The sequence below is a fragment of the Paraburkholderia sp. SIMBA_030 genome, from assembly GCF_046535245.1.
Lineage (GTDB): Bacteria > Pseudomonadota > Gammaproteobacteria > Burkholderiales > Burkholderiaceae > Paraburkholderia.
In genome coordinates this window covers 121,211-134,833 of record NZ_JAWRXB010000012.1, presented here as the reverse complement: position 1 = coordinate 134,833, position 13,623 = coordinate 121,211, and the positions used below count along the sequence as shown (strand labels likewise).

Here is a 13,623-nt window from a genome sequence, read left to right as displayed (position 1 = left end):
TAAAACCAAACCTCATCTCTGCGCGGCGCCACAGCCCATCGATCGCCCAACCTATGCGCAAACGACTCCTCATCTGGCTCCTGGTCCTCTTCGCCTTCCCCGCGTACTCCGCGCCGGCCAACACACCGTCGGCCACCCCAGCGCCGGCACCGGGCGCGCCACAGATCGCCCTGACGCCAGACCAGGCCCGTCAAGCCCTCGATGTTCTCAACGACCCCAAACGCCGCGCGCAGGTCACCGACACGCTCCACGCAATCGCCGCCGCCGGTGCGCTCAGCGCCCCATCCGCGCCCGCCGCGGCGGCAACGCCGGCAACGTCGGCCGCATCCGCCCCAGCGCCGGCAAGTAGCGCCGCCAGCCTGGTCCCGACGGCATTTCAATCGAATGGTCTCGCCTCGCAACTGGCCCGCCAGGGCGCGCATTGGGCCGTGCGCCTCGGCACGTCGTTGCGCCGCTCAGTCGCCGCGCTACTCGACGTGTCGTCGGTCCGCGCCTGGTGGCAGTGGCAATCGACCAGCCCGCAAGCGCGCGGCGTGCTGGCCCACCTCACGTGGTCGCTGCTCGCCGCACTCCTGCCCGCGCTCGTGCTCGAATGGCTGGCACGCCGCCTGCTGCGCCGTGCGTACACGGCCCTCGCCGCGCGTCGGAAACATGAAGACGATGACGATGCAGCGCGATCCGACCTGCCCGCCGACCCCGCGCCGCCGTCAGCCGAGTCGCCCAACGCGGCACCGCTTCCAGCCGATTCGCCCGTCGCCGCGGCGGCAGCACCCGCCACGTCCGCCGCACCACCTGTCGCCGGCGAAGCCACCGAAACCAAAGGCAAGCGGCATGCCGCGCATCACTGGACCCTGTTGCAACGCCTGCCGCGCGGAATCCTGACCGTCGTGCTGCGGCTGCTGCCGCTCGCCGTGTTCGTCGGCGCGGCCAGTGCGCTGATGTCATTGTTCACCGACGACGGCACGCCGCAAGGGCGCGCCCTCGATTCGCTGATCGACATCTACGTGCTGTGCCGCGTCATCGTGATCGCCGGCGGCTTCTTTCTGCAACCGGCCGCGCCGCGCCTGCGTCTGTTGCGCATGAGCGACGCGTGGGCCGCCTTCGCACAACGCTGGATCGTGCGTATCGTCAGTGTCGTCGGCGGCGGTTCGGCGCTCACGGAGATCGCGCAGTCGCTCGGTTTGAACGATGCGGCCCGTCTGGCGCTGATGAAGATGGTCGCGCTCGCCGGTCACGTGATGATCTCGGTCCTGATCCTGCAATGCGCCACGCCCGTCGGCACATTGATCCGCGCGCGCTTTGCCGCGAGCCCATCACTGGAGATGTTCGGCAATGCGCTCGCCGATGCGTGGGCGTGGTTCGCGGTGTTCGTCGTGATGGCGCTGTGGTTCATCTGGGCGCTCGACGTGCAGAACGGCTATCACACGCTGCTGCATCTCGGCGGCATTTCCCTGGCGATTCTGGTGGCCGCGCGGGTCGTGTCGATTGTGATCTTCGGCGCGCTGGCAAGAGTCTTCAAAGTACAGGACGATGAAGCGCAGTCGCTCATGCATCAGCACGCGTATCGCTATTACCCGCTGTTGCGCCGGGTCATCTCGTGGATCATCGGCATCGTCACCACGCTCGCACTGCTGCAGGTGTGGGGGGTCGATCTGAGCGACCTGTTCCGCGCCGGCACGGTCGGCCACCGGCTGGCCTCGGCGTTGGTGACGATCGGCGTCGCTGCCGTGATCGCGCTGCTGGTGTGGGAAAGCGTCAACCTGTCGATCGAGCGACGCCTGGACCGCTGGACCACCGGCGGCGATCTGGCGCGTGCCGCGCGTCTGCGTACCCTGCTGCCGATGCTGCGCACCGCGCTCTTCTGCGTGATCGCGCTGGTCGTGGTGCTCACCGGCTTGAGCGAACTCGGCGTGAACATCGGACCGTTGCTGGCGGGCGCGAGTATCTTCGGCGTGGCGCTGGGCTTCGGCTCGCAAAAGCTGGTACAGGATTTCATTACCGGCATCTTCCTGTTGATGGAAAACGCCATGCAGGTCGGCGACTGGGTCACGCTCGCGGGCGTATCCGGCACCGTCGAATATCTGTCGATCCGCACAGTGCGGTTGCGCGGCGGCGACGGCTCCTTGTACACGGTGCCGTTCAGTTCGGTATCGACGGTCAACAACACCAACCGCGGGCTCGGCAACGCGGCGGTGAAGGTCAATATCGTGTTCGGCCAGGACGTCGATCTGGCGATCGCCACGCTCAAGGAGATCGGCGCGGCGCTGCGCGAAGACGAGCGGTTCAAGGACGGCATCCTGTCCGACTTCAGCTTCTGGGGCGTCGATGCACTGGACGGTTCCGCGGTGACGCTGGCCGGCCAGATCCAGTGCCGCGATAGCGCGCGCTGGGGCGTGCAGCGTGAATTCAACCGGCGCATTCTCGACCAGTTCAGCGCACGCGGCATCGAGATCGCTAACCCGCAACGGCATCTGCTGACGTGGGACCCGGAGAGCGCGCCGGCTGGTGACGAACCCAAGGACGGACCGCCAGGCAGCGCACAGAACCGCGGTGCTTCGTCAGCGGTGGCCCGCAAGACCGACGCGCCGATGGAAGATCAATTGCCAGTCGACCCTAAGCCGGCCGGCGGCCCAGCAACGCCAGCAAATCCTGATTCAACCTCTGCGCATGCGTGAAGTACAGACCGTGTCCTGCGCCTTCGTAGACGTTCAGTAACGCGCCTTCGATCAGCGCGGCAGTCGGCCGTCCGGTCAATTCGAGCGGCGCGCGCTGGGGCAGCAGCGCGAATTCAGCCGGCGCATTCCCGGCCAGAAAAAGCCCCTATTCCACCACCCACCACCTCGGCAACAATCGCCGCACCGCCACCCGCCGATACCGATCATCGATCAAATAAACCACCCCTCGATCCTGCTCGGTCCGAATCACCCTTCCCGCCGCCTGCACGACCTTCTGCAACCCCGGATACAGATAAACATAGTCATACCCGTTACCGAACTTCGCATCCATCGTGCGACGCATCTGCTCATTCACGTCATTCATCTGCGGTAGCCCAAGCGTCGCAATAAACGCGCCGATCAACTGCTGCCCGACCAGATCGATGCCTTCCGAGAAAGCACCACCCAGCACCGCGAAGCCGACCCCTCGATCCATGGTTCGAAAGCGCGCGAGGAACGCGTCGCGCGCCGCCTCGCCCATGCCGGGCTCCTGGGTCCACACCGGCAGGTCCGGATACCGTTCGCGCATCAACGCGACCACCCGCTGCAAATAATCGAAGCTGCTCAGAAAACCCAGATAGTTACCCGGCTGCGCCGCATATTGCCGCGCGATCAGATCGACGATCGGCAGCAGCGAACGCTCGCGGTCACGCCAGCGCGTCGAGACGTTACTCGCCACACGCACTTGCAATTGCTCGGCGCGAAACGGCCCTTCGACATCGAGCCAGTTCGTCTGTTCAGGAAGCCCCAAGGTGTCGCGATAAAAATGATGCGGATTGAGCGTGCCGGAGAACATCACGGTGGTACGCGCGGTGGCGTAACGCGGCGCGAGAAACGGCGCAGGAATCACGTTACGCACGCACAGCGTGCAACTGGTTTTGCCGCGCGGCGCGTAACGATCGGCAGTGAGCGTGATGTCGAAGATCGAATGCTCGCCGAACTGTTCCGCAAGCGCCACGAAATGCATCGCGTCGAAGAAAAAGCGCAACGACGCTTCGTCGATCGATAGCGGCGCTTCGGCGAGCAGATCGGTCACCGCGCCAATCAGATTCTGCGCGGCCGGGAGTAGTTTTCCGGGCACGTCGGCGTAGACCTGATAGGTGTCCGTCTGTGCGCGCTTGAGCGCGTTCCACTCGCGATTGAGCCGTTCAAGCGGCTTGCGCAATGCCGCCGGCGCCGTCTTGCGCGCGGCGCGAAACGCCGCCTGGTCGAGCGATGCGGTGTACATCCGGCGCGCGCGGTCAAGCAGGTTGTGCGCCTCGTCGACCAGCACACCGACGCGCCACTGATTGATCTGCGTCAGCGCATACAGCATCGCGCTGCTGTCGTAGTAGTAGTTGTAATCGCCGACCACCACGTCGGCCCAGCGCGCCAGTTCCTGCGCGAGGTAGTACGGGCAGATCTCATGCCTGAGCGCCGCTTCGCGCACCGCCGCGCGATCGAGCAGCGGCCCGGACAATGCCGTGCTGCGGGCCGCGTCGAGCCGGTCGTAGAAGCCACGCGCGAGCGGACAGGACTCGCCGTTGCAGGCTTTGTCGGGGTGCTCGCAGGCTTTGTCGCGCGCCACGAGTTCCAGCGTGCGCAAGGGCAATGGCGCGGCGCCGTGGTGCAGTGTCTCAATCGCATCGAGCGCGAGCGCACGCCCCGGTGTCTTGGCGGTCAGGTAGAACACGCGATCGATCTGATCCGATGCGCATGCCTTCAGCAGCGGAAAAATCGTCGCGAGCGTCTTGCCGATGCCGGTAGGCGCCTGCGCTAACAACGCCTGGCCGTCGCGCGCCGCACGATAGACCGACACCGCCAGCTCGCGTTGCCCACTACGAAATTGCCCATGAGGGAACTGCAACGCGCCAAGCGCGGCGTTGCGAGCATCGCGATGCGCCTCTTCCTGCACGGCCCAATCGAGAAAGCGCCCGCATTGCTCGACGAAGAAAATTTCCAGCGAACGCGCCGTATGCGTTTCGGTCAGCACCGTTTCCTTCTGACTGCCGATATTGAAGTACACGAGCGCGATGGTCAGTTCGCTCAACCCGCGCGTCCGGCACAGCAGATGACCGTAGACCAGCGCCTGCGCCCAGTGCAGCGTGCGGTGGTTCGCGGGCATCCGCTCGAGATCGCCGCGGTAGGTTTTGACCTCTTCGAGCCGGTTTGCCGCGTCGTCATAGCCGTCGGCACGGCCGCGCACGGTCAAGCCGCGATGCGTGCCGGTCAGCGTGATCTCGGTTTCGTAGCCGCTCGCGCGCCGCCCAGCCACCGTCACATGACCGGCCATGCCTTCCAGTGAAGTCGGCGCGGGCGTGAAGCGCAGGTCCAGATCGCCGCGCCTTGCGGTGAATTCGCACATCGCCCGCACGGCGACCACGTAGGTCATGCGGCAGCCCCTTGAGCGGCTTCGGGACCGGTGTCGGTTTCATCGGCCCACCGCACGTCGAGCACGCGCACCGGCATGCCGTGCTGCACGCAGTACGAGAGCCAGCGGATCTGGTTGTCCTGCAAGCGGTCGCCGGGGCCCTTCACTTCGATCAGTTCGTAGCGGCGCTCGGCCGGCCAGAAACGGATCAGGTCCGGCAAACCGGAGCGATTGCTGCGGATATCGCGCAGCAGGCGTTCGAAGCACAGCTTCAGATGCGCGGCAGGCAGGCAATCGAGCGCCGGCACAATCAGCTCGGGCGCCAGCACGTCCCAGAACACGAATGGCGATTGCAGACCGGCTTTGGTCTCGATATGCCGCAGAATCGTCTTGCGATAGACGGTGCTATCGAGCTGCGCCAGGCAGGCGGCAAATTGTGCAGCGCGGCGGCTATAAAAATCAGGCGCATGCAGATCGGCCGGGCCACGCTGAAACGGATGGAAAAACGCACCGGGCAGCGCCGCGAACACCGGCTCCCAGCACAGCAACCCGAACAGCGAGTTGATCAGCGTATTCTCGACGTAATGAACTGGCGCGTCCTCGCGACTCAGATGATCGCGCGCGACGAATTCAACCGGTTGCGCCGCCGCGGGCCGTGGCAGCACCAGCGTGCTGCGCTCGACCGGCCGCGCGGTCGGCGTGCGCGCCACGGGCTCACCGCGCCGACGTTGCAAGCGTGGCAGCATGCGCGCGATGCGCTGCGCTTCCTCTTCGCTTTCGGGCGCCGCGGCGGCTTGCGAGGCGAGCGCGAAGGCGTCGTCGATACGTTCGCAGCGCTCGAGCACACGCATGCGCCGATGCCGCGCGCCGGGCCACGCGCATTCCGCATAAACGGCGAGCGCACCTTGCCAATCGTGTTGACGCTCGCAATGCTGGCCGATACGGAACAACAGTTTTGCGCGGCGCGTGTCGAGCCAGGGGTTCGACGTCTCGATCGCGGCGACGGCGGCAACGAGTTCCCCGATGGATTCGCCGTCGGACAGCCATTCGAGCGCTTCGCGGCAGGCATGCAAAGCGAGGTAGACATCGACATCGGCACGTTGCTGGAAGGCACGCGACGAAGGTCCGAACGGAACCGTCTCGTATTGATACACGCCGAGATCGGCGAGCACGAACTCCGACCAGTCCTGGTGCAAATTGCCGAAGAACATCAGGCGCAGCCGCTCGCAGAGCGGCGCGATGACGACATGTAATACGGCGTCGGTACTTGCCGCGTGCCACGCGGCAAGTGGGCGCGCAGCGCCGCCCTCCACCTCATAAAAGGGGCGCAGCGTTTCGAGCAAGTCCGGTTTGCGCAAGCTCCGGGCGCCCGGGATCAACGCGATGGCATCGGCAAAGATGATCAGCAACTCGGGGCGGGTGGTGAGCGCGAACAGATCGTCGAGCGTTAGCGGCGGCGCGGCGTCGACCCAACCGAGATCGACGAGTGGGGCGGACGCTTGAACTGGGCAGCCGATCTCGTCGTACGACAGACGGCTCGCGCGGAACAACGTGCCTTTGCGCATCAGCATGCGAACCAGCAGCGCCCGCGACGCCTGCGGCAAAGCCGCGAAGTCGCGCAGGAAGCCGTGCTCGCGCCCGTCCAGCAGATCGTCGTAACGCTGAGCGAGCCACGCCAGCGCCCGCTCGAAGTTCAGCAGATAGTAAGGAGCATTTGAAGGGGCTTCACTCGCCACGGCACGTCCACGAAACCTGTATGTATATACAGTTATGATATCAAACCCGTGGAGGGTTCGGTCCGCTCCCGGCAAGTCGGAATGGTCCGAGGCACGCTTGTTGTCATGTGCGTCGCCAGCCAGGATCAGCGCTGCACGCCTGCCGCGTAGAAGCTTGCCAGATCGCGCTTGAGCGTATGCAACGCGGCATCGTCGAGATAGATCATGTGGCCGGTCGGATAGTAGGCGATCCGCACATTGGCACGCAGCGGCGCGTCGATGCCCAGATGCGCCAGCGCGTACTCGGTCGCGTAGAACGGCGTGGCCAGATCGAAATAGCCGTTCAGCGACATCACACGAAGTTGCGGATTCTGCCGCATCGCTTCGGCCAGATCGCCGGCCGCATACGGCACCGGCAACTGCTCGCCCCACCACGCGCGATGTTTCCAGTCCCATTGTTTCAACACGTCGTCGTTGAAGACGCGATAGCGCTCGGTCGGCGTGAAGTGCAGATCCTGCGCGAAATGCTGATGAAGCGCCGCATCGAAAGCATCGGACACGCTATTGACCGATGCATCGAAGTCCGGGCGCTCCGACACGCCGTCGTATTCGAGGCCTTCGAAGCGGGCATCGAAACGGCCGATGCTGCGCGACTGATCCCGCAGCAGTTGATTACGAAAGCGCGATGGATAAAGACGCAACCGGCTCCGCTTCACGTACTCGACATCGAGACCGGTGAACTGGGCGACGCGCGCCGCAATCGCATCGCGCTGCGCATCGGACAAAGCGTCGCCCTGAGCCAGCGCCTGCGCATAGGGACCGCGCGCGAACGCGCGGGCGTCGTCGAGAAAGGCTGACAGGCTAGCCGGCTTCGGCGCGATTTTGTCGTGATACCACGCGATCGCCGCGAAGCTTGGCAAATAGCTTTCGCTCTTGAAATCGAAGCCGGGAGAAAAGTCGGCTGAATCGAGCACGGACGACAGCAGGATCACGCCGTTCAGCGCGATATTGTCTTGTCCCAGTTGATACGCGAGCATGGCGGCGCGCGCAGTGCCGTACGACTCGCCGAGCAGATACTTCGGCGAATTCCAGCGCTGATTGACCGTCAGATAGCGGTCGATGAATTGCGAAAACGCGTCGAGGTCTTTATCGACGCTCCAGAAATCCTTACCCGTGCCGCGCCCGACGACTCGCGACAAACCCGCGCCGACGGCGTCGATAAAGACCAGATCGGTGATGTCGAGAAGGCTATCGGGGTTGTCGGCCAGCACATAGGGCGCAGGCGGCGTGCTCGCCGGACTGGCGGTGCGCGCCCGCTTCGGCCCGAACGAGCCGATCATGAGAAAGACGCTGCCCGTGCCGGGACCGCCGTTGAAGAGGAACGTCACGGGCCGCGTCGAGGGCGCTTTCGATGCGACGGTGTAGGCGACGTAGAAGACACTGGCATTGGCCTGCCCGGCTTTGTTGTGCAGCAGCAGGTTGCCGGCGGTCGCCGTGTAGTCGATCTTGCGACCATCGAGCCGGATCGAATGCTGAGTGACGGACGACGTTTCCGGCGGCACGGGAATCGCGGCCGCATCCGGTTTTGCGTTTTGCGACGCGCTGTCTGACGCGTTATCTCGCGTGTCCTTTTGCGTGGCTGCGGCGGCGCGTTGCGCACGCCCGGTGCGCGGTGGATTTGGGCGCGGGCGCACTAGCTGGCCGGTCGTATTGACGCCGGCCTGGCTCGGAGAATCAGGCTCGGCCCGGGGCACGGCAACCGCAGATGCGGCTGTATCGGCTGTATCGGCTGTATCGGCGGTCTGCGCGGCGTCGGGCGAATCGTCGAGTTCGGCTGCCGCGCACATCTGGCTGAACACGACGATGGCGGCCATGATTGCCACCGCGGCGAGGGCGGCCACGAAGGCAGCCGCAACCGATCCCGCTAGCAGCGATCGGCGCAACGTGATGTAGAAACCAGGGTCCATGTTATGGGGAACGAAACCAAACCGAAATATTTCAGAAAGGCGCAGCCGCGCCAACCCTCAACCCGCGAACAAACAAAGCAATCCGCTCGCAAGCATCGAGCAACCGCGCTTCGTCAACCACAAACCCCAACCGCACAAACCCATCCGCGGTCTCGCCAAACGCACTGGCGTCCAGCACCGACACGCCTTGCGCGTGAAACAGCTGCCAGGTGAAATCGACCGTATCCAACCCCGTGCCACTCACGTCGACCATCATGAACATGCCCGCTTCCGGCAGCAAACACCGCAACCCCGGCACACGATGCAAGCGTTCAAACACCACGTCACGCCGCCGCCGATAAATCTCCCGCATCTCCGCGACAATCGCCGCCTTGTTCTGCAACGCCGTCAGCGCCGCCTGCTGAATGAAGCCCGGCAAGCCATACAGCATGGCCAGCGCGAGCCGCCCCATATGCTCGATCAACGCAGCGGGCCCCACCGCCCAGCCAACGCGCCAACCCGCCATTGCATGCGACTTCGACAAACTGCCGAGCGTCACGGTACGCTCCGCCATCCCGGGCAGCGCGGCAACACTCACATGCTCGCGTTCGAAAACGAGGTCCGCATAGACCTCATCGGACAACACCCAAAGATCATGCTTGCAAGCAAGCAGCGCAATACGCTCGAGGTCCGCGCGCGGCATCACCACGCCGGTGGGATTGCAAGGTGTTGCGAAGAAAATCGCTTTGGTGCGCGGTGTGACGGCGGCTTCGAGCGCGTCGCAATCGAGGTGAAAGGCCCGCGCCGGATCGACCGGCACCGGCACGAGCGTGGCGCCCGCGGCGCGCACGCACGCTTCGTATGTGAGGTACATCGGCTCGGGCACGATCACTTCGTCGCCCGCTTCGCACAAGCACAGCGACGCGGCGAATACGCCGTTCTGCGCACCCGCTGTCAGGATCACGTTGGCCGCGCTCACGGCGCAGCCGGTGGTGCGCGCGTGTTCTTCGGCAATCGCCGCACGCAGCGGATCGCGCCCGGACACCGCGCTGTAATGCGTATCGCCGCCGCGCAGCGCCTCGATGGCGCGCTCGACGATCGGCGCCGGGGTCGCGAAGTCGGGGTCGCCGATGCTCAGCACAATCACGTCTTCGCCGGCGGCGAACGCCTGTTGCGCGACACGATGGATTTCCCACGCCGACGTGCGCTTACCTTGCAAGCGCTCGACCAGATTCGAGTACTTCATTGAACTCACCCCGTTTCGACTTGAGCCGCCAATGTACTGGGGCGCGCGCGAAAGGTCCAGACAGCAAAAGGGCCACGCGAACGATCGGCCTCGCGTGGCCCTTCGGTACAGCCCCCGGGAACCGACTAGAGCTGGCGGCGCAACTCCGCCGGCGGCACCTTCATCAGATGCCGGTATTTCGCGACCGTGCGCCGCGCGACCAGCACGCCCTGGTCCGCGAGCATCCTGGCCAGCGCCACATCGGACAGCGGATCGCGGGTATTCTCCGCGGCGATCATTTCCTTGAGCAGCGCGCGCACCGCCGCTGCCGAACAGGTGCCGCCGCTTTCCGTGCCGAGTTCGCGCGGGAAGAAGTGTTTGAACTCGAAGATGCCGCGCGGCGTGGCCATATATTTGTTGCCGGTCGCACGCGAGATGGTGGATTCGTGCAGCCCGAGTTCATCGGCGACATCGCGCAACACCATCGGCTTGAGCGCGATCTCGCCATATTGGAAGAAAGCCTTCTGATGCGCGACGATGCATTCGGCCACCCGCTGAATCGTCTCGAAGCGTTGCTGCGCATTGCGGATCAGCCAGCGCGCTTCCTGCAACTGCTGCGCGAGCGGCGAGCGGCTCGCACCCGAGGACTGCGCGAACAGTTCCGCATACATGCGGTGGATCCGGGCGCGCGGCTGCACCGCCGGATTGATCGTCACCATCCACTTATTGCTGATCTGGCGCACGATGACGTCCGGCACGACGTAGTTGTCTTCGCTGCGGCCGTAGCAATTGCCCGGCTTCGGGTCGAGCTTGCGCACCAGCGCGCAGGCCACACGCAGTTCCTGAGCGCTGCAGCCGAGCTGCTTTTGCAGTTCGGCCTGTTCGCGGCGCGCGAGGCGTTCGAGATGATGCTCGACGATTTGCCGCGCCACGTTTCGTCCGCGCGTGTCCGGCGGCAACGCATTCACTTGCAGCGAGAGACACTCGGACAACGAGCGCGCGCCGAGGCCTGGACGGTCGAGCGATTGCACGAGGCGCAGCGCCACCAGCAATTCTTCTTCGGTCAATGCGGGTTCGAGATCGACGCTGTTCGCGAGATCGGCCAGATCCTGGCGCAGATAACCGTCGTCGTCGAGCGCCTCGATGATGAAGCGCGCGACCGCGCGGTCACGCTCGCCGAGACGATACAGACCGAGTGCAGCGTGCAACTGCTCGCGCAAGGTCGGTTGCGAGCGCGCCCATTCGGCCGGATCGCGGCCGTCGGAATCGCCGTTCTGGCGCGTCGAACCGCGGCTGCCGTAATCGCCTGAAAAGTCGCCGGGTATCTCGTCCTGCCCCGCGCTTTCCATCGTTTCGCTGGCGCCGCTTCCGGCCGGCAGCGAATCGGGTTCGGCCGCCGCAACGGTACCCGTGACCGGCGCCGGGCTGGTATCGTCGCCAGGAGAAGCCGTGGCCAACGCGACGTCTTCGGTCTCCGACGAGTCGTATTCGAGGAATGGATTGGTGTCGAGCGCCGTGCGCAACTCCTGTTGGAACTCCAGAGTCGACAACTGCAGCAGACGCACCGATTGCTGCAAACGCGGTGTGAGTGCGAGAGACTGCCTTGCGCGTAGTTCGATTGAAGGCATCGTAGTCAGGTCCCGTCATGGCTGAAAAGTGATCTGCGGCCTCTCTATAGAGCAACTGTCATACCAACTCGCCCAACTTACTGTTTTTTCTAGGCTTTGCTTTTTCAGGCCCGCCGAATGCGTAGACGGCGAACGCCATTTTTACAAGTACCCGGCAAATTCTCCGGTCTGTGCCCACGCAACTCGCCAGCAGGGCGGCGAGGCATCCGCACTCCCCTGTTCCCCAGCCTGAATCCGTCCGCCGCACGGGCTTTCGCCGCGCGGCGAAGCCCGTGCGGCAGACGGGCACACCGCTTGCACCGATGCGCGATGTGGACGGACGCCGGTCTCCGCATGCGTCACAAAAAATAAGACGCATGCCAGGGCCGCCGTCCGGTGTCGTCGATAACGGGCCATGACGGAACCGTAGCGGCAACGATCCCACGCGCGTCAACAGCGGGTGTCGACCGCGATCGACCGCAGGCAACAAGACCGCCATTTTCATCAACCACCCGAAGGAGAACCCAGGAAGACCATCCACGTGCTTAAGGCTGCAGGTAGCATCGCCTGTATCGCGTTCGCACTCAACGCAACGGCGCAAACCAGCGCGTCGGCCCCGTCCGCCAGCTCCGAAACCATTGGCCAGCACGTCGACGACGGCACCATCACCACCAAGGCAAAGGCAGATCTGCTGGCCGCCAGCAACGTCAAGTCGAGCCATATCCACGTGAAAACCCGCAAGGGCGTGGTGTGGCTCACGGGCTCCGTGCCGACGGCTGAGGATAAGTCGGCAGCCGAAGAAGTCGTTCGGAACGTCAAGGGCGTAACGAGCGTGAAGAACCACCTGAAAATCGCCGCCGGGTAGGCGTAGCGCCCAAGCCGACCGATTCGTATGCGGCGTGCCCGGATCGCGCCGCCGTGAATACAAAACGGCCCGACATGCCGGGCCGCCATTCCGGGTTCTATCTAACGTTGTGCCGGATGACGTACCTGCTCGAGTTGGCCACGGCGCACCTCGCCCTGGCGCGTCAACATCCAACCCGGATATTCCGCCGGCAGCGTGCTGACCTGATCGAGCTTCGCGAGATCGTCCGCGGTGAGCGAAACTTGCGTGGCCGCGATGTTGTCGTCGAGTTGCTCGATCTTCTTCGCGCCGACGATCACCGTGGTCACCGCGCGTTGATGCAGCAGCCACGCCAGCGCGATCTGCGCGACCGAGACACCCTTTTCTTCGGCCATGCCGCGCATCACGTCGATACAGTCGTACGCGCGCTCGCGATCGACCGGCGGAAAATCGAACGTCGTGCGACGGCTGCCTGCTTCGCCCTGTTGCTCACGCCCGTATTTGCCGCTCAGCAAGCCGCCCGCGAGCGGACTCCACACCATCAGCCCAAGCCCTTCGCTATGCAGCATCGGCACGAGTTCGCGTTCGAGGTCGCGGCCCGCCAGCGTGTAATACGCCTGTAGCGTTTCGAAACGCGCAAGGCCGAGACGCTCGGCAATGCCCAATGCCTTGACGATCTGCCATGCGGCCCAGTTCGACACGCCGACATAGCGCACGTGACCATGCCGAACCAGCGTGTCGAGCGCGCGCACGGTTTCTTCGATCGGCGTGGCCGGATCGAAACCGTGGATCTGATACAGATCGACGTGATCGAGTTGCAGGCGCTTCAGACTCGCCTTGATGCCGTCGATGATGTGATAACGCGACGCCCCGCGCGCGTTCGGATATTCCGCCGTGGCGCCGAACACCTTGGTAGCCACCACCACTTTATCGCGCGGCACCTTGAGGTTTTTCAGCGCCTGGCCGGTGATCTGTTCGGACACGCCTTCCGCGTAAACGTCGGCGGTGTCGATGAAATTGATGCCCGCGTCGAGCGCGCGGCCGACCAGCCGCTCCGCGTCCGCCTGTTGCAGATCGCCGATCTGCTTCCAGATGCCCTCGCCGCCGCCGAAGGTCATGGTGCCGAGACATAGTTCTGAAACAAACACACCGGTGCGGCCTAACTGGTTGTATCGCATTACCTGAACTCCATCGTGGACAGGGGAGCCGTAGAGCGTACTGC

General features: G+C 64.5%; 8 protein-coding genes. 2 read left to right on the top strand and 6 right to left on the bottom strand.

Annotated features, from left to right (window positions below):
* Nucleotides 1-53: 53 nt before the first annotated feature.
* Nucleotides 54-2,675: a mechanosensitive ion channel family protein gene (locus SB772_RS21600; RefSeq protein WP_410835236.1), complete on the top strand. Its 2,622-nt coding sequence runs from the start codon at nt 54-56 to the stop codon at nt 2,673-2,675.
* 145 nt (nt 2,676-2,820) lie between these two features.
* Here SB772_RS21600 and SB772_RS21595 read toward each other — a convergent pair whose 3' ends face one another.
* The 5 genes from SB772_RS21595 to SB772_RS21575 all read right to left on the bottom strand — a co-directional run bounded on the left by SB772_RS21595 (nt 2,821) and on the right by SB772_RS21575 (nt 11,578).
* Nucleotides 2,821-5,085: an ATP-dependent DNA helicase gene (locus SB772_RS21595; RefSeq protein ID WP_410835235.1), complete on the bottom strand. Its 2,265-nt coding sequence runs from the start codon at nt 5,083-5,085 to the stop codon at nt 2,821-2,823.
* Nucleotides 5,082-6,800, bottom strand: a complete 1,719-nt coding sequence (locus tag SB772_RS21590) for a VRR-NUC domain-containing protein (RefSeq protein WP_410835234.1) — start codon at nt 6,798-6,800, stop codon at nt 5,082-5,084. Before SB772_RS21590 ends, SB772_RS21595 begins: the two co-directional genes overlap by 4 nt.
* 125 nt (nt 6,801-6,925) lie before the next feature.
* Nucleotides 6,926-8,746, bottom strand: coding sequence for a S10 family peptidase (locus SB772_RS21585; protein WP_410835233.1), 1,821 nt, complete (start codon nt 8,744-8,746; stop codon nt 6,926-6,928).
* A gap of 31 nt (nt 8,747-8,777) precedes the next feature.
* Nucleotides 8,778-9,971: a pyridoxal phosphate-dependent aminotransferase gene (locus SB772_RS21580; protein ID WP_410835232.1), complete on the bottom strand. Its 1,194-nt coding sequence runs from the start codon at nt 9,969-9,971 to the stop codon at nt 8,778-8,780.
* 125 nt (nt 9,972-10,096) lie between these two features.
* On the bottom strand, nt 10,097-11,578 hold the full coding sequence (locus SB772_RS21575; protein WP_410835231.1) for an RNA polymerase factor sigma-54: 1,482 nt from the start codon (nt 11,576-11,578) through the stop codon (nt 10,097-10,099).
* Nucleotides 11,579-12,098: 520 nt separating this feature from the next.
* Here SB772_RS21575 and SB772_RS21570 point away from each other — a divergent pair.
* Entirely contained in the window at nt 12,099-12,422 is a 324-nt protein-coding gene (locus SB772_RS21570) for a BON domain-containing protein (RefSeq protein WP_410835230.1), read from the top strand.
* Between the two features lie 101 nt (nt 12,423-12,523).
* Here the strand turns inward: SB772_RS21570 and SB772_RS21565 are convergent, their stop codons facing one another.
* A complete protein-coding gene (locus tag SB772_RS21565) occupies nt 12,524-13,579 on the bottom strand; it encodes an aldo/keto reductase (protein WP_410835229.1) in 1,056 nt (351 codons plus the stop codon).
* Nucleotides 13,580-13,623 lie beyond the last annotated feature (44 nt).